Annotated in this window: 27 protein-coding genes and 1 tRNA gene; 9 read left to right on the plus strand and 19 right to left on the minus strand. The window is 67.6% G+C overall.

Annotated features, from left to right (window positions below; genetic code table 11):
* Positions 1 to 3: 3 nt before the first annotated feature.
* Entirely contained in the window at positions 4 to 1,323 is a 1,320-nt protein-coding gene (locus tag MICSW_RS09655) for an MFS transporter (RefSeq protein WP_464495444.1), read from the plus strand.
* Between the two features lie 5 nt (positions 1,324 to 1,328).
* Here MICSW_RS09655 and MICSW_RS09660 read toward each other — a convergent pair whose 3' ends face one another.
* Entirely contained in the window at positions 1,329 to 1,697 is a 369-nt protein-coding gene (locus tag MICSW_RS09660; protein ID WP_292728424.1) for a rhodanese-like domain-containing protein, read from the minus strand.
* Between the two features lie 92 nt (positions 1,698 to 1,789).
* Here MICSW_RS09660 and MICSW_RS09665 point away from each other — a divergent pair, with 92 nt between their 5' ends.
* Complete coding sequence (locus MICSW_RS09665; RefSeq protein WP_464495447.1) at positions 1,790 to 2,176, plus strand: thioredoxin family protein; 387 nt, start codon at positions 1,790 to 1,792, stop codon at positions 2,174 to 2,176.
* 276 nt (positions 2,177 to 2,452) lie between these two features.
* On the opposite strand, the gene MICSW_RS09670 is transcribed toward MICSW_RS09665, so the two are convergent.
* The gene (locus MICSW_RS09670) at positions 2,453 to 3,184 is read right to left on the minus strand and encodes an alpha/beta fold hydrolase (protein WP_464495448.1); all 732 of its coding nucleotides are present in this window, start codon (positions 3,182 to 3,184) and stop codon (positions 2,453 to 2,455) included.
* A 144-nt stretch (positions 3,185 to 3,328) separates the two neighbouring features.
* Between MICSW_RS09670 and MICSW_RS09675 the strand changes: the two genes are divergently transcribed.
* Positions 3,329 to 6,067 carry a cation-translocating P-type ATPase gene (locus tag MICSW_RS09675; RefSeq protein ID WP_464495451.1) on the plus strand — a complete coding sequence of 913 codons (2,739 nt, stop codon included), beginning with the start codon at positions 3,329 to 3,331 and terminating at the stop codon, positions 6,065 to 6,067.
* Entirely contained in the window at positions 6,064 to 6,459 is a 396-nt protein-coding gene (locus MICSW_RS09680; protein WP_464495452.1) for a VOC family protein, read from the plus strand. The genes MICSW_RS09675 and MICSW_RS09680 overlap by 4 nt, the downstream gene beginning before the upstream one ends.
* 28 nt (positions 6,460 to 6,487) lie before the next feature.
* Here MICSW_RS09680 and MICSW_RS09685 read toward each other — a convergent pair whose 3' ends face one another.
* Positions 6,488 to 7,045, minus strand: coding sequence for an N-acetyltransferase family protein (locus MICSW_RS09685; RefSeq protein ID WP_464495453.1), 558 nt, complete (start codon positions 7,043 to 7,045; stop codon positions 6,488 to 6,490).
* 72 nt (positions 7,046 to 7,117) lie between these two features.
* Here MICSW_RS09685 and MICSW_RS09690 point away from each other — a divergent pair, with 72 nt between their 5' ends.
* Entirely contained in the window at positions 7,118 to 7,405 is a 288-nt protein-coding gene (locus tag MICSW_RS09690; RefSeq protein ID WP_464495454.1) for a hypothetical protein, read from the plus strand.
* A 1-nt stretch (position 7,406) separates the two neighbouring features.
* Here MICSW_RS09690 and MICSW_RS09695 read toward each other — a convergent pair whose 3' ends face one another.
* From MICSW_RS09695 to MICSW_RS09740, 10 genes are all read right to left on the minus strand, one after another.
* A complete protein-coding gene (locus tag MICSW_RS09695) occupies positions 7,407 to 7,664 on the minus strand; it encodes a type II toxin-antitoxin system RelE family toxin (RefSeq protein ID WP_464495456.1) in 258 nt (85 codons plus the stop codon).
* Positions 7,661 to 7,918 carry a type II toxin-antitoxin system Phd/YefM family antitoxin gene (locus MICSW_RS09700; protein ID WP_464495459.1) on the minus strand — a complete coding sequence of 86 codons (258 nt, stop codon included), beginning with the start codon at positions 7,916 to 7,918 and terminating at the stop codon, positions 7,661 to 7,663. The genes MICSW_RS09695 and MICSW_RS09700 overlap by 4 nt, the downstream gene beginning before the upstream one ends.
* A gap of 48 nt (positions 7,919 to 7,966) precedes the next feature.
* Positions 7,967 to 8,380, minus strand: coding sequence for a pilus assembly protein TadG-related protein (locus MICSW_RS09705; protein WP_464495462.1), 414 nt, complete (start codon positions 8,378 to 8,380; stop codon positions 7,967 to 7,969).
* Positions 8,381 to 8,409: 29 nt separating this feature from the next.
* On the minus strand, positions 8,410 to 8,901 hold the full coding sequence (locus MICSW_RS09710) for a TadE family protein (protein ID WP_464495463.1): 492 nt from the start codon (positions 8,899 to 8,901) through the stop codon (positions 8,410 to 8,412).
* Positions 8,873 to 9,271 (minus strand): TadE/TadG family type IV pilus assembly protein, encoded by a 399-nt coding sequence (locus tag MICSW_RS09715; RefSeq protein ID WP_464495466.1) that lies wholly within the window; start codon positions 9,269 to 9,271, stop codon positions 8,873 to 8,875. Before MICSW_RS09715 ends, MICSW_RS09710 begins: the two co-directional genes overlap by 29 nt.
* 11 nt (positions 9,272 to 9,282) lie before the next feature.
* Positions 9,283 to 9,513 (minus strand): hypothetical protein, encoded by a 231-nt coding sequence (locus MICSW_RS09720; RefSeq protein WP_464498321.1) that lies wholly within the window; start codon positions 9,511 to 9,513, stop codon positions 9,283 to 9,285.
* Between the two features lie 37 nt (positions 9,514 to 9,550).
* Positions 9,551 to 10,423 (minus strand): type II secretion system F family protein, encoded by an 873-nt coding sequence (locus tag MICSW_RS09725; RefSeq protein ID WP_464495469.1) that lies wholly within the window; start codon positions 10,421 to 10,423, stop codon positions 9,551 to 9,553.
* On the minus strand, positions 10,420 to 11,280 hold the full coding sequence (locus tag MICSW_RS09730; RefSeq protein ID WP_464495470.1) for a type II secretion system F family protein: 861 nt from the start codon (positions 11,278 to 11,280) through the stop codon (positions 10,420 to 10,422). The genes MICSW_RS09725 and MICSW_RS09730 overlap by 4 nt, the downstream gene beginning before the upstream one ends.
* A complete protein-coding gene (locus MICSW_RS09735; RefSeq protein ID WP_228177146.1) occupies positions 11,277 to 12,452 on the minus strand; it encodes a CpaF family protein in 1,176 nt (391 codons plus the stop codon). Before MICSW_RS09735 ends, MICSW_RS09730 begins: the two co-directional genes overlap by 4 nt.
* Before the next feature lie 66 nt (positions 12,453 to 12,518).
* A complete protein-coding gene (locus tag MICSW_RS09740; RefSeq protein WP_228177145.1) occupies positions 12,519 to 14,393 on the minus strand; it encodes a heavy metal translocating P-type ATPase in 1,875 nt (624 codons plus the stop codon).
* A 161-nt stretch (positions 14,394 to 14,554) separates the two neighbouring features.
* Between MICSW_RS09740 and MICSW_RS09745 the strand changes: the two genes are divergently transcribed.
* Positions 14,555 to 14,779 carry a hypothetical protein gene (locus MICSW_RS09745; RefSeq protein ID WP_464495477.1) on the plus strand — a complete coding sequence of 75 codons (225 nt, stop codon included), beginning with the start codon at positions 14,555 to 14,557 and terminating at the stop codon, positions 14,777 to 14,779.
* A gap of 105 nt (positions 14,780 to 14,884) precedes the next feature.
* On the opposite strand, the gene MICSW_RS09750 is transcribed toward MICSW_RS09745, so the two are convergent.
* The 4 genes from MICSW_RS09750 to MICSW_RS09765 form a co-directional block, all read right to left on the minus strand.
* Positions 14,885 to 15,802: an ABC transporter permease gene (locus MICSW_RS09750; protein ID WP_464495480.1), complete on the minus strand. Its 918-nt coding sequence runs from the start codon at positions 15,800 to 15,802 to the stop codon at positions 14,885 to 14,887.
* Positions 15,799 to 17,355 (minus strand): sugar ABC transporter ATP-binding protein, encoded by a 1,557-nt coding sequence (locus MICSW_RS09755; RefSeq protein ID WP_464495483.1) that lies wholly within the window; start codon positions 17,353 to 17,355, stop codon positions 15,799 to 15,801. Before MICSW_RS09755 ends, MICSW_RS09750 begins: the two co-directional genes overlap by 4 nt.
* A gap of 3 nt (positions 17,356 to 17,358) precedes the next feature.
* Positions 17,359 to 18,264 (minus strand): sugar ABC transporter substrate-binding protein, encoded by a 906-nt coding sequence (locus MICSW_RS09760; protein WP_464495485.1) that lies wholly within the window; start codon positions 18,262 to 18,264, stop codon positions 17,359 to 17,361.
* A gap of 316 nt (positions 18,265 to 18,580) precedes the next feature.
* Positions 18,581 to 18,976, minus strand: coding sequence for a nuclear transport factor 2 family protein (locus tag MICSW_RS09765; RefSeq protein WP_464495486.1), 396 nt, complete (start codon positions 18,974 to 18,976; stop codon positions 18,581 to 18,583).
* A gap of 181 nt (positions 18,977 to 19,157) precedes the next feature.
* Here MICSW_RS09765 and MICSW_RS09770 point away from each other — a divergent pair.
* Positions 19,158 to 19,239, plus strand: a tRNA-Leu gene (locus tag MICSW_RS09770).
* Positions 19,240 to 19,288: 49 nt separating this feature from the next.
* Positions 19,289 to 20,035, plus strand: coding sequence for a DedA family protein (locus tag MICSW_RS09775; protein ID WP_228177189.1), 747 nt, complete (start codon positions 19,289 to 19,291; stop codon positions 20,033 to 20,035).
* A 14-nt stretch (positions 20,036 to 20,049) separates the two neighbouring features.
* Here MICSW_RS09775 and ku read toward each other — a convergent pair whose 3' ends face one another.
* Entirely contained in the window at positions 20,050 to 20,874 is an 825-nt protein-coding gene (gene ku, locus MICSW_RS09780; RefSeq protein ID WP_292735794.1) for a non-homologous end joining protein Ku, read from the minus strand.
* Between the two features lie 76 nt (positions 20,875 to 20,950).
* On the opposite strand from ku, the gene MICSW_RS09785 reads away from it, so the two are divergent.
* A complete protein-coding gene (locus MICSW_RS09785) occupies positions 20,951 to 23,389 on the plus strand; it encodes an ATP-dependent DNA ligase (RefSeq protein ID WP_464495488.1) in 2,439 nt (812 codons plus the stop codon).
* On the opposite strand, the gene MICSW_RS09790 is transcribed toward MICSW_RS09785, so the two are convergent.
* Complete coding sequence (locus tag MICSW_RS09790; protein ID WP_292728824.1) at positions 23,386 to 24,300, minus strand: cation diffusion facilitator family transporter; 915 nt, start codon at positions 24,298 to 24,300, stop codon at positions 23,386 to 23,388. The two genes, MICSW_RS09785 and MICSW_RS09790, sit on opposite strands and share 4 nt — an antisense overlap.
* Positions 24,301 to 24,380: the final 80 nt, after the last annotated feature.

The raw sequence follows: 24,380 nt of genomic DNA on the forward strand, positions 1-24,380 counted from the left end.
CCGATGTCCGATCCCCCCGCCCCGATCCGCGCGCGGGACGTGCTGTGGAGATTCGGACCGATGGTCTACGTGCCGACGGTGCTGTTCGCGCTTGGCGAGGGCGCCGTCATCCCCCTCATTCCGGTGATCGCAGCCCAGTTGGGCGCGGACGTCGCAGGAGCAGCCCTCGTCGCGTCGGCCCTCGTGGTAGGCCAACTGGCGGGAAATCTGCCGGCGGGCTGGGCTGTCGCCCGCTTCGGTGAGCGGGTCACGATGGGAGTTGCCGGCGCGTTGGCCATGGTGGGAGTGGCAGGCATGATCGTCGCGCCCGTGCTCGGCGTTTTCGCGGCGGCAGTCCTGCTCATCGGGCTGTGCGCGGCAGCGTTCGGTCTCGCCCGCCACTCGTTCATGACCACCCGAGTCCCACTGTCGTTCCGCTCGCGCGCCATGTCGCTGCTGGGTGGCACGTTCCGGCTGGGGATGTTCGTGGGCCCGTTCATCGCTGCAGCGCTGCTGGCGATCTTCGGCGACGAACACGCGGCGATCTGGTTCTTCGGCGTGTGCCTTCTCGCCACCGTCCTGCTGGTGGTCTTCGGGCCCGACCCCGAGCAACAGTTCGCTCCGATCACGGCACGCGCAGGATCTGATGCGACCGCAAAGAAGACCGCAGACGAGCTCGATGAAGAGGACACTGGCGAGGCGATCACGGGCAGCATCCGGGTTCCGGGGAGCCGCGAGAGCGTCTTCGTCGTCGCCTGGCGGTATCGCGCGGTGCTGTCTCGGCTCGGCATTGCTGCGGCATCCCTCGCTGCCGTGAGATCGGCCCGACAGGTGGTTCTACCTCTGTGGGGCGTGTCGATCGGGCTGGACGCGCAGACGATCGCGCTAGTCGTCGGAATCTCGGGGGCGATCGATTTTGCCCTGTTCTATGCGAGCGGACAGGTCATGGACCGCTTCGGACGGCTGTGGGCAGCCCTGCCAGCGATGCTGCTCATGGGCCTCGGGTTCCTCGCGCTCGCGTTCACGCACGACCTCGACTCATCAGCGATGTGGTTCGCCATGTTCGCGGCAGTCCTCGGCGTCGGCAACGGACTATCCAGCGGCATCCTGCTCACCCTCGGCGCCGACGTCGCTCCGCGCACGGACCCGGCCCCGTTCCTCGGGTCCTGGCGCATGTTCACCGACGCCGGCGGGGCTGCGGCGCCGCTGCTCGTCTCGGGCATCGCAGCACTCTCGACCCTGTCGGTGGCAACCGGCGCGGTCGGCGTGCTCGGGCTCCTGGGCGCGGTGGCCTTCGTGCGCTGGGTCCCCCGGTTCGTTCCGCGGTCGGGTCGCGCCGACTGAGCCGGTCAGTCCGTGACGATCGGGATGCCGGTCGCCGCGGATGCGTCGCTGACGCCGCCGGCATCCGTGACATCGCCAAAGCCGAGCTCGGTCATGATCGCCACAGCCTGCGCTGAGCGGTTGCCAGTGCGGCAGTAGACGATGTAGGTGCCATCGAGGGGCTGCTCGGCGATCTCCTGCTCGAACGAGCCCGACTGCAGGTTGACGTTGATCGCACCTTCGAGGTGACCCTCGGCATACTCCTCAGGCGTGCGCACGTCGATGATCACGGCACCGTCGGGAACCTCGACCGACGGCGTCGCCGAGCACGCGGCGAGACTCGTGGCGAGAACGGCGGCGGCCAGTGCGGCCAGGATCAGACGGATGCGTCGCATGAGGTGTCCTTTCTGAGCGGCGCGGGCGGCATCCCGATGTGAGCGCACGGGAGAAGCCCTCGGGGTATACCCCCTAGGGTATGATACAGATCATGGCAACACGAGAGATCACCCTCGAAACGATCGAGACGACCATCAACGAATCGGGCATCGTGCTGCTCGACTTCTGGGCGGCGTGGTGCGGACCGTGCCGCATGTTCGGCCCCGTCTTCGAGAAGTCCTCAGAGGCTCACCCCGACATCGTCTTCGGGAAGATCGACACCGAAGCCCAGCAGCAGCTCGCCGCGGGCTTCCGCATTACCTCGATCCCGACGCTCATGGCCTTCCGCGACCGCATCCTCGTCTTCTCACAACCCGGCGCACTCGCCGCTCCCCAACTCGAGCAGGTGATAACCGCGGTCGAAGGACTCGACATGGATGACGTGCGACGCCAGATCGCGGAGCAGAACGCGGCCCAGGGCGCCCCGAGCACGCCGTGAGCCTGCTCCGGGTTTGCACGATTACGCGCGGCGAGCGCATCGCGCGATGGGCGGCTGCCGTCTTCGTCGCAGCCATCGCCGGGAGCGCGGCGACCACGGGTGTGTGGGCTCTGGCTATTCCCGCGTTGCTTGGCACGCTCTTGCTCGCGGCGATGGCGATCACCGGCTGGTGCCCGGGGGTGTGGCTACCGAGTCAGCGGATGACGGCCCGAACGCATGGGATATCCCCGAGGCGCGTCAACGCATCGACCTCGATTGAGGCCTGGCAGCGAAGACTCAGACCGCGCTCAGCGCTCGCGTCGGCGCACGCAGTACGTCTTCGAGGGCGTCGAGCAACGCCTCGGGCTTGAGAAGCTGCATTTCGTGGCGGCTGAGGAATTCCCGCACATCCCAGCCATAGGCCTTGAGTCGCTCGAGGTAGCGCCCGCGAAGAAGCCGGGACTTCGTCGCCTTCACGATTGTCGACGGCACCGGCGGCACCGCGGGTTCAACCCGGTGTGCATCCAGCTCCTGCACGACCGACAGGGCCATGAACCGATCCCAGCGGCGGGTGCTGGCCCGCAGGCGTCGACGCAGGGACGCCGGTACAGCGGGATCCACCACCGACAGCATCCGCGCCACGACCGGACCGGCCATCCGGTAAGTCAGCAGGCGACGACCGGCAACTCCTGCGTCGACGTCGAGTGCTGGGTCGAGGTAGATCGCACGGTGCGGCTGCAGCCGTTCGGCGGCGTCGGCAAGGGCGCGCCCGCCGAGGGAGTGCCCGATAGCGAGGTCGAGGTCTGTCGGCAGCGTCTCGACGAGATCGTCGGTGAAGTCCCGGAGGCGATAGTGCTCGGATCGGGGGCTGGAGCCGTGACCGCGAAGGTCGACGGCGAGCACCCGCATCCCGTGTCGCCGCGAGAGTCGCTCGGCGAAGTCCTGCCACAGCAAACCCGATCCGCTGATGCCGTGGACGATCGCTGCGGTACGGTCGCCGCTGCCGAACTCGTGTACTGCCAAACGCACACTTCGACGGTACGACTGCCAGTTATGAGGAGGCTCGGAGACCACCCGTGAGAATCCTGGGCATTCGAGCCTCAATCAGCGACGAACGGCCCTGTCGGCGAACACGCTCGCCTCGATAGGATCGGGCGCGGCGAAGGGACCGGCATGACCGAGCACACCAGACCACAATCCACTCAGCCCACACCCGCGCGGGCGTCCGACACAACCGCGTGGTGGACCCTCGATACTGATGCTGTCGTCCGCAGTCTCGGGACGGATGCCGCGAACGGCCTGACCTCGGCCGATGCAGCGCGTCGCCTCGCAACCGGCGGCCCGAACACGATCGCCGCTCCCCCGGCTCCGAGCGCCTGGACGATCGCGCTGCGGATGCTCGCCGACCCCATGAACCTCATGCTGGTCGCGGTGGTCGTGGTGAGCCTCATCATCGCCCAGTTCGCCGTGGCGTTCATCGTCGCGGCCCTCATCGTGCTGAACGTCGTGCTCGGCACGCGGCAGGAACTCGCCGCCCGTGCGAGCGTCGACGGACTTTCCAAGTTGCAGATCCCGCACGTGAAGGTCGTGCGCGACGGGTCGCTGCGTGAGGTGCCCGCACCCGAAATCGTGCCCGGCGACCTCGTGCAGCTCGAAGCCGGCGATCTCGTGCCGGCCGATGGCCGCATCCTGCGCTCGGCGAACCTGCAGACGCAGGAGGCAGCGCTGACCGGTGAAAGCGCGCCGGTCGACAAGGATGTCGCGACGATCGATGGACACGATGTCGCGCTCGGCGATCGCGCGAACATGCTGTGGCAGAACACCACTGTCACCCGCGGAACCGCCGCGATGGTCATCACCGGAACGGGGATGTCGACCCAGATGGGGCAGATCGCGGCGATGCTCACCGCCGTCGCGCCCTCGAAGTCGCCCCTGCAGCGAGAACTCGACGGACTCACCAAGGTGCTCGGGTTCGTCGCATGGGGCGCCGTGGCGATCATGATCATCCTCGGGCTCTTGCGCGGCGAGACGATCGCGACAGTACTGCTCGTCGGAATCGCGATGGCTGTCTCGGCGATCCCATCTGCGCTCCCCACCTTCGTGCAGGGGATGCTCGCGTACGGCGCCCGGCAGCTAGCCGAACACCGGGCTGTCGTGAAGAACCTCAGCGACGTCGAGACGCTGGGCGCGACATCCGCCATCAACTCCGACAAGACCGGAACGCTGACCCTCAACCAGATGACCGCCACCAAGCTCTACGCGCTCGGGCAGTGGTTCACCGTCGAGGGCGAGGGCTACCGCAAGACCGGTGCCCTTCGTCACGCCGCCGGCAAGGAGGTTCCTGACTTCACGCCGCTCGCCTACGGCCTGTGCCTGAACTCCGATGCGACGGTCTCGGATGCCGGTGTTGTCGTCGGCGACCCCACCGAGGCTGCGCTCGTGGTCTTGGCCGCGAAGCTTGGCGTGGATGCCGAAGAGAGCCGCCGCGCCTACCCTCGCGAAGCCGAGGTGCCGTTCGACTCTGCATACAAGTTCATGGTGACCTTCCACCACGCGCCGCTCCAGGGAGCCGAAACGTTCCTGGCGACGATGAAGGGCGGCCCGGATGTCGTGATCGACCGCTGCTCGCACGTTGTCACCGCCGACGGCGTCGTCCCGATCGCGGACGCGAAAGACAGCATCCTGGAGGCGAACGCCGAGCTCAGTCGCAACGGGCTGCGGGTCCTCGCGATCGCCGTGCGAGACCTCGCCGGCCAGGAGGCTGCGGCGCAGGCCGACCCGATGTCCCTTGCCGAAGACTTCACGTTCGTGGCTCTGGTCGGCATCATCGATCCGCTGCGCCCCGAAGCCATCGAGGCGGTGCGCATTGCGGGCGAGGCGGGCATCGAGGTGCGGATGATCACCGGTGACCACGCCGTGACGGCAGCCGCCATCGGGCGAGAGCTGGGCCTCGGCCCGGGCGCGATCAGCGGCCCTGAACTGCGAGCGCTCAGCGACGAAGAGCTCACCGCGCGCCTTCCCGAACTCCACGTGTTCGGCCGCGTCACTCCCGAAGACAAGCTGCGGATCGCCCGCCTCATGCAGGAGCGCGGCGATGTCGTCGCGATGACCGGGGATGCCGTCAACGACGCCGCTGCCCTCAAGCAGGCCGACATCGGCGTCGCGATGGGATCGGGAAGCGAGGTGACCAAGCAGGCCGGCAAGATGATCCTCACCGACGACAACTTCGGCACGCTCGTCGAGGCGATCCGGCTCGGCCGCACGATCTACGACAAGATCGTCAGCTACGTCCGCTACCAGATGGCAACGCTGTTCTCGCTTGTGCTGTTGTTCCTCGTCTCCAGCATCCTCGACATCAACAACGGCACCCCGATCACGCCGCTGATGGTGCTGTTCCTGAGCTTCTTCATCACGTTCTTCCCCGTGATCGTCATCACCCTGGACCCGAGCCCCGCGGGACTCATGAGCCAGCCGCCGCGAGACACGAAGGTGCCGCTCGCGAACGCCCGGTCGATCGGCCAGTGGCTGCTCTACGGCGTCGCCATCTTCGGGGTGGCCCTGGCGGCGATGCTCCTCTCCCCCGGCACGCCGAGCCAGACCGAGCCGTCGGTCCCCGTCACGATGACGTTCGTCGTCCTGAGCCTCGGGTCGGTGCTCGCCGGCTTCGCGATGCGTCGCGACCCCGGGTCGGGCCTTGCCGCACCGATCAGCAACGCCCTGAAGTGGATGTGGATCCCGATCGTGCTCACAGTGCTTTCAGTCGAGCTGGACTTCATGAACGCGCTACTCATGACCACGCCGCTGGATGCCGCGCAATGGTGGCTCGCGATCGGCCTTGCCCTCATCCCTCCGATCGTGGTCGAAGTCGACAAGCTGATCCGCCGGTCCCTCGCGAGCAGGGCTGCGGCATGAGCGGCCTGGTCCCCTCCCTCCACTTCGACGGCACCGCCCGCGAAGCGCTGACGTTCTATCGGTCAGTGTTCGGCGGAGAGCTCGAGCTGTACACGTACGGCGAGTTCTCGCGTACCGACGGACCCAAAGAGGCGATCGCGCACGGAGCCCTCTCGGGCCTGGTCACGCTGTTTGCCGCGGATGCCGCGCCGGGCGAGGAGTCCGTCTCGATGGCCGGCGTCGAGTTCTCGCTGCTCGGCACCACATCGCCGGAGGAATTGACCGCGTGGTTCGAGGCCCTCGCCGGCGGCGGCGAGGTCGTGGATGCCCTGCAGCAGCGCCCGTGGGACGACTACGACGGGATCGTTCGCGACCGATACGGCATCCGCTGGCTCATCGGCTACCAGGGCTGACTGAGACCGTCCGCGCGGAGCGAACCGGTCACAGCTTCCGCGCGCGCCACACGACATCAAGCGCCGGGCTCGCGCCGTGAGGTTCGACGCGTTCAACGAAGAACCCTTCGCGCTCATAGAACGCGGCAGCCCGCACATTGCCCGCGAAATGCTCAACGCACAGTCGTTCAGCCTCTGGCCGAAGGCGATCGATGACATTGCTGACGAGGTCTGAGCCGAGCCCGCGGCCCCGATAGGCAGGATCGACATAGAGCTTGAACAGTACGTGAGCGGAACCGTATCGTCCGCGCTGCGCGACGCCGATGACACAGCCTGCGGCCTCCGCGACGGTGACGAGCCCGTCCTTCACAGCCCGTCGGATCTGCGTCTCGTTCCACCAGTTCTTCACTTGAAGGTCCGCAGCGTCCGCGCCAATCAGCGGCGCATAGTGAGGCCTGATATGCGCTTCTCCGAAAGCACATATCGACGCGATATCCGCCTCGCGGGCGACTCGCAGAGCCCACTCGGTTGGATCTCCACCCTGCGACCCGCTCACGGCCCCAGTATGCCCACGCCGGATCGCGAACGAAAGGAGTGCGGCAGCCACGCCGTGGCGCTACCGCGCGGCATCCGTCTTGAGGGGGATACGTTCGACGCGCGACGAACGTACTCTCGCCTCATGTCAGATGTGTTCGGGTGGCTCACGATCGCGGCGCTCGCGCTGGCGCCCGTGAGCTTCGCGATCGGCGGCGCAATCGCGTGGCGGCAAGGCCGAGCAATGCAGTCGACGTCCAGCGCGGGAGGCGCCTTCGGGATGGACGAGCTCTTCTACCCGTCAGCCCAGAACGCACGGTTGGCGTGGGAGCAGGAGCAGATCATCCCCGCGCCAGCTCCGACCCCCGACAAGGGCCCCGGAGTCATCGGAGCCGACGGCCGGATCGTCATCGAGGTGAACGACTCGGACTGAGTCATCTCTCGTAGACATCCCGCCGATGACCGGCACGCACGACAACGATCGTCAGGATGTCGGCCTCGCTGCGGTAGAGCACGCGGTAATCGCCAGTGCGCACTCTCCACTCGGGCCGCGCCGTCAGCTTCGTCGCCGCTGGCGGCCGCGGATTCTCGCTCAGCAGTTCGATGACGGCTTGGACGCGCCGCTTCGCCTCCGGCGGAAGCTTGCGGATCTCGCGAACCGCCGCCGGGAGGACGTCGATGCGGTAGGTCACAGCCCGCGCTCGCGCTTCACGTCCTCCCACGGGATGGGCGTCTCGGACAGTCGCTCGGTCTCGGCCCAAGCCTCGTCGACCGCGCGAATATCACTGAGTTCCTCGGCGTCAGCCTCGAGCTGGGCGAGGGTCTCCGGGTCAACAATCGCCGCAACTCGCCTATCACGTCGGGTCAGATATACGGTCCCCCGGCGGGCTTCATCGATCACGGAGGCGAGTCGATCGCGCGCATCCGTGATCGGGATATCAGTCATGACCACACGGTACTCCCGTTTTGCTGCATTACGTACGTTTCAGGATTTTCACCGCAGGGCGTTGCGGCTGGTGGCCGTGGCCTGGAGCGAGACACCGTCAGGCACGAAGAGACTGAAGACTGGCGGATGCCACTGCCTCGCAACCGTCACCCGAGCGGACACACCATCGGGCGTGGATGCCGAGACCAGGCTCGCCTCGCCATCCGACTGCGCCAGGATCGCACTCGCCTGCGCGTACACATCGCCCGACGAGAGCTCAGCGCGCGGCGCCCCACCGGCGATCGTGAGCGTGAATCCGTCAGCGCCGGCAAGGGCAGCAGCATCGGCGACGCTATCGAGCCGCTTCTGCGCAAGGTACAGACTCGTCGCGTCGACGGTCACGAGGATGAGCACGAGCGCGAGCATCGCGTACCCCAGCACGAGCGGCAGAATGCTGCCGTCCTCGTCACCCGCGGCAGGCACCGAATCACGAAGCCGCCTCCCTACCGCCCTCATCCGCCGCTCCAGAATCGCGACATCCGCTGCACCGCACTGGCCTCGACCGGAACGCTCGCGATCTGATCGAGTCCGAGCACCGGCGGCGCGAGGGGCAGCGAGACGCGCGTCGCGACCGAGACCCGAACGGTCGACCCCGCTGTCGGGCAAGATGCCGACGCCGGGACACACGAAATCGACAGGGACGTGACGGAGGCATCCAGGTCGTACTCCGCCATCACCGCCGACAGCACCTCGAACGCGCTCGAGCCAGCGGATGCCGCATCCGACGACAGCGAAATCGCCCGGGCGACGTGGCGGGCTGCGGCTTCGGCACCGAGCGCCTGATGCTGAATCTGGCCGAGCGCGACGACGACATAGATAAGCGGCACGAGCATGAGGAGGCCGACCGTGAGGAACTCGAGGGATGCAGAGCCGTCGTCCTCGCGGAGAATCCGAGCCAGTCGCGAACGCAACCGGTCAGCGATCGAACGACTCCAGCGGAGCATGAGCTGTCACCTCCGTCTGCAGTCCGCTCGGCCACAGGCCGACGAGCGGGATCCCGGTACGCACCGTGACTTCAACGACAGGCTGACCGTCGATCATGATCTCGCGCGTGCCGACATCCGAGCCGTACTCAGCTCCGATCGCCCGCGTAATCACCTCGCGTGTGCGATCGACGGCTGAGCCGGTCGATGTATCGGCGAGCGCACCGTAGTACGCCCCTTCGACTGCAGCGTCATGCACGACGTTTCTCACGTAGGTCACGATGCCGAGCTGAATCACACCGAGGGTGAGGGCCGTGAGCAGCGCGGCAACCATGACGAACTCGACGGGAGCCGAGCCCCGGTCGTCATCCCAGACGCCACGATCACCCACAGCCAGCCGCCTCAGAACCCCGACACGCGGGAGATCGCCTGCTCGAACAGACCCGACAGCGCCGGACCCGCGAGCGCCCAAATCAACACGACCAGCCCCGCGGTCATGAGCGTGATCAGCACCCACCCGGGTACGTCACCACGGTCTTCACGCAGCGCGGCTGCCACGCCGACATCCTCCACGTCGGTCCCCGCACGCGGCGCGAACGCTTCACGCAGGCGGTCCAGCATCCGTCTCATCATCATCTCCTTCGGTTCGGTCTTCTCTGTTGGTGGGCACTCATCCGAGGTCGAGCATCACGACGCCGGGGAAGATCGCGAACAGCACACTCACCGGCAAGATCAAGAAGACGAGCGGCACGAGCATCGCGATCTCTTTGCGACCCGCCTGCTCAATGAGCTCGCGCTGCTCCCCCGAGCGCGCATCGGCAGCGTGGGCGTGTAGCACGTCCGCGAGTGGTGTGCCGCGGTCGATCGCGGCGACAAGCTGATCGACCGCGCGCGACAAGGCTGGGCTGTCTTCCCGTCGAGCGAACGCGAGGAGGGCGTCCGTTAAAACCGCCCCCGTTCCGACCTCGACAACAACTTCACGGATGCCGACGGCAAGCTCTCCGGTCCCCCGGCTGCCGACGCGCCGCAGCGCATCGAGCAGGCCCTCACCCGCAGACAGGCAGAGCGCGAGGAACTCGAGGACGACGGGAAGCTCCTCGTGCAGGCGCCGGGAGCGGGCGCGCTCGGTGGCGCGGCGCGCCGACTGCTCCGCCACCACCGCGGCCGCCCCACCGGCCAGAGGCACCGCCAGCAGAGCCGGCTGTGGGCCGTGCGTCAGGGCGACGATTGTCGCCAGGGCGGCTCCCGTACCGGCTCCGAGCAGGGCCCAGACAAGCGCGCGCGAGCGCCGCCAGGAAGAACGGATGTCCGAGAGTCGGTTCACCGCAGCACCCCACGCCGGGGCTGCGGTGTTCAGGACAGGCACGGTGATCGCGCTGAACGCGACGCCGGGGTCACCGTCGGTGACATCGCGCAGGTACGGCGCGAGACGAGCGGTCAGCCCGCGGGCGCGCCAGCGCGGCGACGCCGAGAAGACGAGCAGCATTCCTCCGGCGAGGCCGCCGCCAAGAATCACGGCAAGCGCGATGTCGGTGGGATTCACGCGAACCACCTCCGCGGCTCCGCGAGCCTTCCCACACGAAGCATGAGCCGAAACGCGACAACCGTGACGACAGCGCCGCCCAGAATCAGCCCGATCCCCTGGGGCGATCCGTACGCGGCAGCAGCCTCGGGGCGAAGCGCGAGAAGTCCGAGAATCACCCACGGAGCAACGGCTCCGAGAACCGCCGCGGCGCGAATCCACGACTGGCGCGCCTCGACCTCGGCGCGCAGTGTCGCATCCGCGCGAACCGACGCACCAAGTGCGCGCAGGGTCGGCACGAGCTCGGTACCGCCGACCTCGCGCGCCATGCGCAAGGTTTCGACGATCCGGTCAGCGATCGGATCGGCAAGCCGAGCCTTCAGACCGGCGAGCGCGGCATCCAGATGCCCGGAGGCCGAGACATCACGGGCGAACCTGACGAAGTCGGGTCGAAGCCGCTCTGGGCCCGACACCGCGAGGCTCGCGACAGCGTCAGCGAGCGACATCCCGGCTCGAACCGATGACACGAGCAGGTCGCACACGTCAGGCCACAGACCGCGACGCTCTTTGGCTCGTCGACGCGCCCGGGACTGCAACCAGGCGACGGGGGCGTATGCGCCGACGACACCCGCGAGAAGCCACAGAGGCAGCGTGGGAAAGACCAGCCACACGAGTGCGGCGGCAATCGCCCCAACCAGGACAGCAGAGGCCAGTACCGTGCGAGGTCTCGCCCGCTCCGCGAAGCCGGCTTCACCGATCAGTCGGGTCAGCGCCGAGGGCTCGGCGGGTGCGGCGGTGGCGGGCCGGGCTGGCCACAGCCACGGCGAAAGGACCAGCAACACCCCCGCGCCGAGCATTGCGCCCACCAGCAGGATCATCGGCCCCTGCTCCGCATCAGTGGTTGCCGTTCCTGTCGGGGCGCGGGGCGAGTACGGATGACGCCATCCTCAAGCCCTGTGGGTTCGACGATCTCGGTCACGCGCCGCCGTCCGGTCGCGTCCCGCTGACAGTGGACGACGAGGTCGACGGATGCCGCAACCGCCGGCACCACGAAGCCGCTGTCGATGTTGCGACCAGCCAGGAGCGGGAGGGAGCAGAGCTTCCGGAGTGCATCAGCTGCCGAGTTCGCATGGATTGTCGCGGCACCCGGCACTCCGGTGTTGAGGGCCAGGACGAGATCGAGCGCCTCGGCGTCTCGAACCTCCCCGATGACCAGCCGATCTGGCCGCATCCGGAGTGCCTCCTTCACCAGGCGGCGCAGCGTCACCTCCCCTCCCCCTTCGAGGCTCGGCTGACGCCCCTGGAGTGCGACGAGGTCCGGCGCGTCGACGGCAAGTTCGAACGTCTCCTCCACCGTGACGATGCGCTGCGAGGGCGCGCACGCAGCGATCAGCGCCGCGAGCAAGGTCGTCTTACCGGCATGGGTGGCACCCGAGACCAGGATGCTGCGCCCCTCCCGCATCGCGATCGCCAGCAGGTCGGCATCCGCCGCCGTCACGCTGCCCGCCACAACGAGGTCGTCGAGCGTCCGGTAGCGCGGCAGGAACTTGCGGATGTTCACGACCCAGTGCCGCCGTGTGATGTCGGGGATCACGACGTGCAAGCGACTCCCGTCGGGAAGAGAGGCGTCGACGAAAGGCTGGCTGAGATCGACGCGGCGGCCGGTCGCGTGCAGCATCCGTTCGACGAGGTCTCGTACCGCCGTGTCGGTCAGCGCGAGCGGGACCCGGGACGCGACTCCGGCACGCGCCACGAAGATCCGGTCCGGAGCATTGATCCAGAGTTCCTCGACCTCGGGGTCGTCGAGGTACGCCTGCAGCGGACCGAATCCCGAGAGCTGGGCCAGGATGTCGCGCACGTGGTGCGCTTCGTCATCGAGGGTCCGCTCGCCGCGGGCCAGCGCGAAATCGTTGTGCCGACGCACTTCGGACCTGGCGATCTGGCTCGCCCGATCCGGATCGCGCTGCGGGTCGATCTGTGCCGCCCGCAGCGACTCGCGTACACGCGCGACCACCGAAACTGTCGGGTCGGCGGGCGAGGTGAGGGTCACCCGTGCATCCTGACAAGGCCGCGCGCCGCGCCGCGGGAGTTATCCACAGCGGTGCGGCGAGCTCTGTCATCCCGCTGGCGAAACCACGGGTCGCTGGGCGCTGCGGGGCGCCCCGAGCGCCCGTAGCGCGTACAGGATCGTCGCGACGTCGACGAGCTCCTGAATGAGGGCGCCCGCGACGGCGGGGATGACGCCCGTCATAGCCACGATCATCAGGGCAATGCTCAGCCCAATCCCCACGCCGATCGCGGTCAGCGCGACGCGCAGGGTGTGGCGGGCGATCGCGACGGCGTCGGCAACCGGAGCAAGGGCATCCACCAGGATGACGACATCCGCCGCATCCCCCGCGGCCGTCGCCCCGCGCGCACCCATCGCGACACCGATGTCGGATGCCGCCAGCACCGGGGCATCATTCACCCCGTCGCCGACCATCATCATCGGCCGAGGTTGCAGACCGGCGGCAAGCTCCACCTTGTCGCCCGGCAGCAGCTCGGCGTGCACCTCGTCAATCCCCACCGCCGTCGCAACCGACTGCGCGGTAGCGCCGACATCGCCGGTGAACATCGCAACCCGGCTCACGCCGGTCTCTCGGAGCCAGGCAACAACCGCAGGCGCATCCGGCCGAGGATCATCGGCCAGGACGATGGTTCCCGCGAACCGTCGATCTATCGCAACGTAGGCCGCGGCCTGACCGGCATCCAGGGTCTCTCGGGGCGCCGTTCCCGTGAGCGCTGCGACATACGCGGGCTTGCCGACGGTGACGGGCCGACCCCCTACCGATGCGGTGACACCGTTGGTGGCCTCCTCCGAGGCGTCAGACGCAGGGAGCAGATCGAGCCCGCGGTCGAGGGCGGCGCGGCGCACGCTCTCTGCCAGCACGTGCGTGGAGTACTGCTCAGCAGAGGCCGCGAACTGCAACACCTCGTCGGCGGTGAATCCGTCCGCGGGACGGACGGCGACGAGAGCGGGACGACCCCACGTCAGTGTTCCGGTCTTGTCGAAGGCCGCCGAACTCACGCGCGCGAGCTGCTCGATGACCGCGCCGCTCTTGATGATGACCCCCGCCTTCGCCGCTCGCGACAGGCCTGCGAGGAACGCCACGGGTGCCGCGATCAGCAGCGGACAGGGGGTCGCCAGCACCAGCACTTCAGCAAAGCGGACCGGGTCTCCTGAGATCGCCCAGGCGGTTCCCGCGAGCACGAGCGAGACGGCGGTGAACGGCACGGCAAACCGGTCGGCCAAGCGAACGACCGGCGCCCGAGAACTCTCGGCAGCATGCACCAGCGCGACGATCTGCTGGTACTGGCTGTCGGCGCTGCGTCGTGTCGCTCGTACCCGCACGGCGCGAGATCCGTTGATGGCCCCCGAGAACACCTCGTCGCCTTCGGTGCGCTGCACGGGAAGACTCTCACCCGTCAGCGACGATTCGTCGAACTCCGCGTCGGCGCTCAGCAGCACGGCATCCACCGGCACGATCTCGGCCGGCCGCACCAGCAGGATGTCGCCCACAGCGACCTCATCGATGGGGACGTCCTTCACACTCTCGACAGCGCCCGATTCGCCACCGGTCACGACGTGCGCGGTGCGCGGCGATCTGTCCAGCAGCGCGCGAAGGTCCCGCCGCGCACGCCGGCCGGCGATATCCTCGAGCGCCGCACCACCGGCGAGCATCAGAACGATCACGAGCCCCGCCAGATACTCCCCGACCGCGAGGGTCGCGACCATCGCGGTGACAGCGAGAACATCGAGCCCGACGTGGCCACGCAGGACGTCGCGCACCATGCCCACGAGGGTCCAGACGATGATCCCCGCAACCCAAATCGTCGCGACCCACCGCGCAACGTCAGGCATTCCGGATGCCGCGAGCACACCGACGGCGAGGAGCACCAGCGCGGTAGCCGTGACCAGCGGGTACGCCCAGATCCAGCGCAGATACCTCATCAGGACCTCCCACGCCGCACCCAGGCGACACCCCGAGCGTAGGCAGGCGCCACCGCGCACACTAGGGCATCTAGTCCCACGACCGAGGCCCTGTCGGTGCCCGGCGTCGGCGTTGCACAATGGCACGAGAGCATTCGGATGCGGCCCGAAAGGCGGAAGCCATGACCATGAAGACACCAAGCCACGCGGCGCGGAAGACCGGCACGGGAATCGTCGGCGGACTGGTCGGTGGCGTCATCCGGGCCGCCTGGGCGGGACTGGCTTTCTGGGACCTCTATATCCGTCCCGAGAACAAGATCAACGGCAAGAAGCCCCTGTGGGCCTTCGTGATTCTTCTCGGCGGTATCGGCCCCTTGATCTACTTCTTCTTCGCCCCCAAACGCTGACGCTGCCGCGGCCTCATCGCCGCCGCAGCCGAGACCACGCGTCGAACCCAACCGCGAGCAGGATGATGGCGCCCAGCGCGATGCCCTGGAACAGCGGATCGATCTTCAGCAGCGTGAAACCGTTGTAGAGCATCGCGATGAACAGGATGCCGAGCACCGTCCGCCATACCGCCCCCTCGCCACCGAGGATCGAGGTGCCGCGACGACGATGCCGGCCAGCACTGTGAAGGTCAGCGTCGTCGCGATCGCATCGTTCTCGGGAACAGAGGGAGTGCGTGCCAGGTCGATCACTCCCGCAAGCCCGGCGCCGAGGCCCGTGAGCGCAAAGGTCGCGATCCGCACGAGGTTGACCCGGATGCCGGCAAGACGTGCCGCCTCGGCATTGCCGCCCGCCGCATAGACGTACCGTCCGAAAGTCGTGCGCCACAGCACGACACCGAGGGCGACCACCACCACCAGCGCGATCCAGATCGGCAGCGACATCCCGAGCGGTTCGGTCTTGGCGATCCAGGTGAACTCGGGCACGTCGACCCGGATCTGGCCGATGCCCTCTTTGCCCGCCTGCGAGACGAGCTTGGTCGCACCCAGGATGATGAAGCTCATCGCCAGAGTCGCGATCAGCGGGTTGATCCGCAGGTAGGTGCTGATGACGCCGTTGATGATGCCGACCGCAAGGCCCGAGAGCACGCCCGCCAGGATGCCGAGCACCGCGCCCTCGGTGCCGCCGACCTTGATGATCACGGTGCCGCACAGGACGGCAGTGAACATGTAGGTGGCACCGACCGAGAGGTCAATTCCACCGGCGATCAGCACCAGGGTGCTCGCTGCCGCGATGATCAGGATGCCCGCCTGCCGGTCGAGCACGTTTCCGATGTTCTGGAACGACAAGAACGCGGGGCTGCCGATCGAGAGCGCGATGAACACCGCGAGGAAGGGCACGACGATCGCGACCGACCGCCACGGGATGCGCGAGAGCACGCTCTGCTGGGCTTGGGTGGGCACGGTGCCGGTGGTCAGGGTCATGATTTCCCACTCGTGATCGGATCCGCGAAGGCCGCGGTGAGGACGTTCTCTTCTGTTCTTTCATCGCCCGAAAGCTCCGCGACGATGCGTCCGCTACGAATGACGAGGATGCGATGCGCGAGCCCCAGCACCTCTTCGACATCCGATGAGACGACGATCACCCCGATTCCTCGCGAGGCTTCGGCCACGATGAGGTCGTAGATCGCACGGCGCGACCCGACATCCACGCCGCGAGTCGGCTCGTCGGCGATGAGCACGGTACGGGGTCTCTGCAACGCCCGCGCGAACAGCACCTTCTGCTGATTGCCGCCGGACAGGCTCGAGACGTTGCGGCGATCGTCTCCGGCGACGGTGACGCGCTCAAGCATCGCCTTCGCGTCGGCGCGTTCGGCGCGGGTGCGCACCCAGCCCGCGCGGGCGAAGGCAGCGAGGTTCGACAGGGTGACGTTGTCGCGGATCGAGCGGCCGAGCACGAGACCCTGATCCTTGCGCGATTCGGGGATAAGGAACAGGCCCGCGTTGAGCGCCGCGGGCACCGACGCGCCCACCGAGAGTCGCTTGCGCCCGTCCCCATGCCCCGGCTCCAGGAGCTCGACGGAACCGCCGTGGCGGCCCGCGGCTCCGAAGATCGCGTGCACGATCTCGCTGCGACCGGCACCGACGAGCCCGGCGAGACCCACAATCTCGCCGGGTCTCACCGAGAACGACACTCCACGAACCCCGGGTGCGACCAGATCTGTCACGGTCAAGACCGGATCGCCGACGGTGGGGGCGGGAGGCTGTTCGGGGAACACGGCACCGAGCGTCCGACCGAGCATCGCCTCGATGAGGCTCGCCTCGGTCTCGTCGGCTGCGGGGCCGGTGCGGATGAGACGACCGTCGCGCAGCACGGTGATGTCGTCGGCGAGCTCGAGCACCTCGCTGAGGAAGTGCGAGATGAGAACCACAGTGTGGCCGGATGCCGCGAGCTGGCGCACGACGGCGTGCAGCAGGTCGGCATCCGCCCCCGACAGCGCTGCCGTCGGCTCGTCCATGATGATGACCGACGCGCCCCGCGCCAGCGCACGCATGATCTCGACCTTCTGCTGGTCGGCCGTTCGCAACGCGCCCACCGGGACGTCCGCGGGGAGGTCGAACCCGGTGCGTTCGCTCAGTGCCCGGTACTGGGCGCCGAGACGTTTGCGACCGATGAAGCCGACCCGCCGCGGCTCCCGTCCGAGAAAGACGTTCTCGGCTACGGACAGGGCCGGAACGAGGGCCAGCTCCTGGGCAATCGTCGCGATGCCGTGATCGAGCGCCTCCCGCGGCGATCCGAAGCTCACGCGCTCGCCGTTGACGAGCACCTCCCCCTCGTCGGCGCTGTAGAGGCCGGCGATGATCTTCGCGAGCGTGGACTTGCCCGCGCCGTTCTCGCCGACCAGGGCGTGGACGGTTCCGGGACGGATAGTCAGGTCGATGTGCCGTAGGACGGGCAGGCCCCCGAAGGACTTGCCGACATCCCGCAGCTCGACGGAGAGCTGCGGGACGCCGGCCTCGGCCGGATGGTGCGGCATGGATCAGCCGGGCCACTCGCCAGTGAACTGGCTGACGGTGTCGGGTGTCATGATCCCGTTGTTGGGGAAGTCGGCGAACGGATCGACATCGCCCATGTCCGTGCCATCGCGCAGCGCGGCGATCATCGCCTCCATTCCCAGGCGACCGGTCGTGGCGGGCGCCTGGATGACATCGGAGTACACGACGCCGTCCGTGATGGCATCGAGAGCCCACTGCGAACCGCCGTATCCGACGAACAGGTAGTCGCCGACCGCGGCGCCGGAGTCGCCGACCGCGAGGACCGCACCCTGCAGACCCTGATCTGACGTGACGATCGCGTCGATGTCGGGGTTTGCCGTCAGGATGTCGGCGACCGCGGTCTGCGCGGCTGCGGGGTTCCAGAACGTCTCGCCTTCGGCCACGACGGTGACCGGCGTTCCGGCGGTCGCCTCACTGAACGCGTCCCACAGGGCGATACTGACGCTCGAGGTCTTCAGGTCATGCAGGTAGGCGACGTTGCACGGATCCAGGTTCTTCGACGCGCAGGCCTCGACGGTCTGCTCGCCGAGCTTCTGCCCGAGAATCGACGGCACGAACACGATGTTCGACGCGAGACCGGGCAGCTGGGTGGCACCCGAGGTGAAGTCCTCGCCGAGGATCTGGTCGATGTTGACGACGGTGAGCCCGGCATCCATGGCTTCGGCGACCACATCCATGATCGCGGGGCCATAGATGGGCTGGACGATCATGCCGTCGTAGTCCCCCGAGGCGATGACGTCCTCGATGAGCGTGGCCTGCGTCGCCGGATCGAGGTTTCCATCGAAGACCGTGATCTCGGCATTGTTGGCCTCAGCGACCTCCTGCGCCGCCGCCAGCATCGGCTCGTCGTACGTGTTCGCCACCGCGAACGAGATGTATGCGATCTGCAACGGCTCGTCGGTGGGCGCCGAGGTCTCGCCCGAGCCCGATGCGTCGGTGGTCCCCGACGAGCACGCGGCGAGGGCCAGTGCGGCGACGGCGATCCCGCGCCGGCGAGAATCCCCCTTCGCCGTGGGACAGCTGTACTGAGTGGCATGACTTCTCCTGTGAAATCGGTACACGGTGGGCAGCCGCGCGACCTTCTTGCGAAAGCCGGCCTGGACAGTGTTCAGTGCTGGCGTACACTCTGCCGTGTTGCCACACTTAACGCAAGGGTTCTGATCGGCAGGTCCGCGACCGTGACCAATCCGTTGCCGGCGAGGTGAGTCACAGCCCCCAGCCTGTGGGCGGCTCGAGGAGTCCGGGCGCAAAGTGCCAATACTCGCGCAGGTGATGAACGAGCCCAGCGTCGTCGAACTCCAAGAAGAACTCCCCCGCGAGCGTCACCTCCGCACCCTCGTTGCGAAGCGTGACCCACCATTCTGCGGCCGCGTGAGCGCCGGTCACCACGGCTTTCCCCACCCGGAAGCGGATGTCGGATTGCGTCGCCGTCACACTCGACCAATAGCGATGCACCCCCTCGCGGCCGCGATACGGCTCCTCGTAGGGCTGCTCTCGGTATGTCGCATCTTCCGTGAACAGCGCAGCCGCGGCATCCGCGTCTCGCGTCTCCCACGCCTTCCGGTAGTCATCCAGCCACCTCTGGACCTGCTCGGTCGTCACGATCTTCCCCTTTCGCCACTCCATACCTCACGGTGCAGTATCACTGCACACCCTGTCGCGCTGGAACGGTCGGCGCAAGTGCAGGAGGTCGCCGGGCCACGCGACAGCCTCGGCGCGGAAGCTCCGCACCGGAATCGTGCGTCGAGATCGCCAAACCTGCGTCAGTAGACTGATCGCACCAGCGGGAGTGGTGAAATTGGCAGACACGCAGGATTTAGGTTCCTGTGCCTTCGGGCGTGTGGGTTCAAGTCCCACCTTCCGCACGCGAGGCATCCTGCCGCGCCCTTGACCGCCGATACCGACGGAACGCACGTGCACCCACTGGCTCTCATCCCCTGGCTCGACCCCGAGACGATCATTTCCGCGGCCGGCCCGTGGGCCCTGCTGGTGGTCTGCCTGATCATCTTCGCCGAAACGGGGCTGCTCGTCGGGTTCCTCTTCCCCGGCGACACTCTGCTCATCATCTCGGGATTGCTGACCCACACCAACGACGTGTTCGGCGTCAACATCTGGGTCGTGTGCTCGCTGATCGCCCTCGCCGCGTTCATCGGTGGGGAGGTCGGCTACTACATCGGACACAAGGGCGGACCTGCGGTCTTCGAACGCAAGGAATCCGGGATCTTCAGTAAGCGCAACGTCGAGCGAACCAATGCGTTCTTCGAACGTTTCGGCGGGATCACCGTGATCCTCGCCCGTTTCGTCCCGATCGTGCGCACCTTCGCTCCCGTCGCCGCAGGGGTAGGACACATGCCGTGGCGCAGATACACGCTCTACAACCTCATCGGCGCGCTGCTGTGGGGCTTCGGACTCACCATGGTGGGCTACCTCATCGCGTACATCCCGTGGGTGCGTGACCTCGTCACGGAATACATCGACATCATCTTGCTGGTCGCCGTCGGTGGTACCGCCCTGGTGGTGGCGTACCACTACTTCAGCGAGAAGTGGAAGTCTCGCAAAGAAGCCGCGTCAGGCGAGAAGCTCGAGACGGATGCCGCCGAAGCGCGCGAACTGGCTCTGGAGCCCGAGGTGTTCGACAACCGCCCCGAGGACTCCCAGTAAGACTCGGCCTCCGCTCAGCCGGACTTCTTCTGCTTGCCCGAGCCACTCTCGCGGGCGGCGCGTGAGCGCTCGACGCTCGCGCGCAGCGCCTCCATGAGGTCGATGACCTCGCCGCCCTGCTCCTCCGGCTGCTCGCCGAACGTTTCGGCAGTGTCGATCGCGTCGCCCTTCTCGAGCTTGGCGTCGATGAGGGTCCGCAACTCGTGCTGGTATTCGTCGACGAAGTCGGCGGGGTCGAAGTCGCCCGAGAAGCTCTCGACGAGGGATGCCGACAGCTCGAGTTCCTTGTCGGAGATCTTCACTGACTCGCTGAGCGACGGGAAGGCAGCCTCCCGCACCTCGTCTGCCCACAACAGTGTCTGCAGCACGAGGACATCGCCGCGCACCCGCAGCGCCGCCAGGCGCGTCTTCTGACGCAACGAGAACCGCACGATCGCGGTGCGATCCGTCTGCTCCAGCGTCTTGCGCAACAGCACATACGCTTTCGGCGACTCGGAGTCGGGTTCGAGGTAGTACGCCTTGTCGAGCGTCAAGACATCCACCTGCTCGGTCGGCACGAACTCGACGACCTCGATCTCGCGGCTGCGCTCGGAAGGAAGCGCCGCGAAATCCTCTTTCGTGAGGATGACGGTCTTCTCGCCGTCGTCGTAGGCCCGGTCGATCTCGCTGTACGGCACGACTTCGCCGTCGAGTTCGCACACGCGCTGATAGCGGATGCGGCCCCCGTCGGCGGCATGGACCTGATGCAGCGACACATCGTGGTCCTCGGTCGCGGCATAGACCTTCACCGGGACGTTGACCAGTCCGAATGTCAACGCGCCTTTCCAGATGGACCTCATCACACCAGTACACACGTTCGCGGCGCCCGGTGCCAGCATCCGACCCGTCTCAGGCACCGCGGGCTAGCCTGGGCCCATGGCGGGTCGGGAGCAGACTGTGCAGGTGCAGGGGCACCGGCTGCGCCTGACCAATCTCGACAAGGTGCTGTATCCGGCAACCGGTACGACCAAGGGCGAGGTCATCGATTACTACAGCCGCATCGCCCCCGCGATCCTGCCGCTTCTCGCGGGACGACCCGTAACCAGAAAGCGCTGGCCCGACGGTGTGGGCGATGCGGAGCATCCGGGCATGTCGTTCTTCACGAAAGACCTCGAGCGCGGCGCGCCCGAGTGGCTCCCCCGGATGCCGATCGAGCACTCCTCGGGCACGAAGACCTACCCGCTCATCGATTCGCAGGCGGCGCTCGTGTGGCTCGGGCAGGTTGCGAGCCTCGAACTCCACGTTCCACAATGGCGTTTTGGGCCGGACGGCTCCCCTGCGAGCCCGGATCGGCTGGTCCTGGACCTCGATCCGGGACCCGGTATCGGGCTGGCCGAGTGCGCCGAGGTTGCGCGGCTCGTGCGAGAGATCCTGCGCGGGATGTCGCTCGAGAGCATCCCTGTCACCAGCGGCAGCAAGGGGATCCATCTCTATGCGCCGCTTCCCGGGACGCTCACGAGCGAAGCCGCCTCGAACCTGGCGCGGGAGTTGGCGCGGGCGCTCGAGGCTGATCATCCGGATCTCGTCGTGAGTTCGATGTCCAAGGCGGTGCGTGCGGGAAAAGTCTTCTTGGACTGGAGTCAGAACAACGGCAAGAAGACCACGATCAGCCCGTACTCGCTGCGAGGACGTGAGCATCCGACCGTCGCGGCTCCCCGAACCTGGGACGAACTGGAAGATCCGCAACTGCGCCACCTGCTGTTCTCGGAGGTTCTCGAGCGCGCAGCCGCGGGGATCGCACCCTTCTTCGGCACCTCGACGCCGGCCGCCTTGGACCGCTACCGCGAGAAGCGCGATGCTGCGAGAACGCCGGAGCCGGTTCCGGATGCCGGATCCCGGCCGGCCGCCCGCGGCGACGGTGATCCGCCACGCTTCGTCGTGCAGGAACATCACGCCTCGCGGCTGCACTTCGACCTGCGTCTGGAGCGGGACGGAGTGTTGGTCAGTTGGGCGGTCCCGCGCGGGATCCCCGAGACACCCGACCGCAACAACCTCGCGGTGATGACCGAGGATCACCCGATCGAATACCTGACTTTTCACGGCACGATCCCCCAGGGCGAGTACGGCGCCGGAACCATGACGGTGTGGGACACGGGCACGTATGAGACCGAGAAATGGCGCGCCGACGAGGTCATCTTCCGCGCCCACGGCGCCCCGGGTGGGGCGATGGATGACGTGCGGTTCGCGCTCATCCGCACCGCGGGCGACGGCGAGAAGTCGCAGTGGCTCCTCCACCGGATGAAGGATGCATCCGCCGGTCAGGCAGGTTCGCGGCGCTCGGTCGGATCCACTGGCCGGTCCCGCGCTCAGGCGCGTCCGGCGCGAGAAGACGCCGGCAACGCCGCGGTCACCGCCCCGATGCTGGCCACCATGTCGACGCCGGGGCTTGCCGCCGGCGCAATCAGGCGCTGGGGCGGGGAGCCCTGGGTGGAGATGAAATGGGACGGCATCCGCGCAGTCGGGATCTGGGACGGGACCACCCTCACGCTCCGCGCCCGCAGCGGCAACGACATGACGGCGACCTATCCGGACCTGCACGATGCCGCGCTGGGCGAGGCGCCGTGCGTGGTCGACGGCGAAATCGTCGCTCTGGACGAGAACGGTAGGGCGAGCTTTGCGCTGCTGCAGAAGCGAATGAACCTCGCGAATTCTGCCGAGATCGTGCGCGAGGCCGCGCGCACGCCGGTGAAGTACTACCTGTTCGACCTGCTCCAGATCGACGGGCAGGATGCCACGGCGCTGTCGTTGCGCGATCGACGCGCCCTGCTGGAGCGTCTTGCCGACGGCGCGGGCGAGCGCGTCACGGTCCCACCGGTGTTCGACGATCTGGATGCGACGCTCGACGCCGCGCGCGGGGCAGACCTCGAGGGCGTCGTCGTCAAGAACCCCGGCTCGCGCTACCGGCCCGGCGAGCGCTCGCCCGACTGGCTCAAGATCAAGCTCACCCGCACCCAGGATGTCGTCATCGGCGGCATCCGTCCCGGGCAGGGGGGCAGGTCCGGTGCCATCGGATCGCTTCTGGTGGGCATCCCGGGTGAAAGCGGTCTGCAGTATGCGGGGCGCGTAGGAACAGGCTTCACGGATGCCGCGCTTGCGACTCTGGCGCGCCTGCTCGCCCCTCTCGGAATTGACGAGAACCCTTTCGCCGACGTACCGGCGGCCGACGCGCGCGATGCGATCTGGGTGAAGCCGGAGCTGGTCGGCGAGGTCGAGTTCGCCGAGTTCACGCCCGGCGGCATCTTGCGTCACGCTCGCTGGCGCGGGCTGCGGCCCGACCGCTCCCCCGACACCGTCGTCCGGGAGGGCACGTCCTAGGCGTGAGTGGCGTCGCCCGAATCGACGTGGCCGGCGGGCTCGAGCTGGAAGGTTGAGTGCTCGACGTCGAAGTGTGAGGCAAGGCATGTCTGCAGGCGCGAGAGGATTTCGCCCGAGCGTCCAGCGGCGATGGCATGGGGATCGATGACGACGTGAGCGGTGAAGACGGGAGCTCCGCGGGTGAGCTGCCACACGTGGATGTCATGCACGGCCACGACGTCATCTGTCGAGAGGATGTGTTCCCGAATGTCGGCAACGTGCGTTCCTTTCGGCGCCGACTCCGACAGGACGTGGAACACTTCGCGGAGCAACCCGACTGCGCGCGGCACGATGAGAGCCGCGATCAGCAGCGACGCAACGGCATCCGCTGCCTGCCACCCCGTCAGCAGCACGACGATCGCTGCGACGATGACCAGCGCCGAACCCAGCAGATCGCCGAGGACCTCGAGGTAGGCGCCGCGGACATTGATGCTCGTACGTTGCGCGGCAGAAAGCAGCCACATCGCCGCGGCGTTGGCAAGAAGTCCGACGATCGCGACGATCAGCATGATGCCGCCGCGCACCTCGGCCTCACCCGGGTCGAGCAGGCGCTGGATCGCCTCGACGACGATCCACGCTGACAGGCCGATCAGCAGGACGGCGTTGATCAAGGCGCCGAAAACCTCGGCCCGCTGGTAGCCGTAGGTCTGCCGGTCGGTAGCCGGCCGAGCCGCGACGATGCTCGCGATGAGCGCGATCACGAGGGCCGCGGTGTCCGTGAGCATGTGGACGGAATCGGCCAGCAAAGCGAGCGAGCCGCTCAGGAACGCACCGACAACCTGGACGACCAGAACGACGGAGGTGATCGTGAGCGAGGCAGTCAGGAGGCGACGGTTGCTCGCGCCACGGATGCCGGGAGCGTGATCATGCACGGCACCCAGCGTAGGGGCGAGAGAAGCCCGCGGCGGCGCTCTGCGCCCAATCGGGAACGAGTCTGATTCTCGCTTCCGGG

This window comes from Microbacterium sp. SW12 (assembly GCF_055391095.1).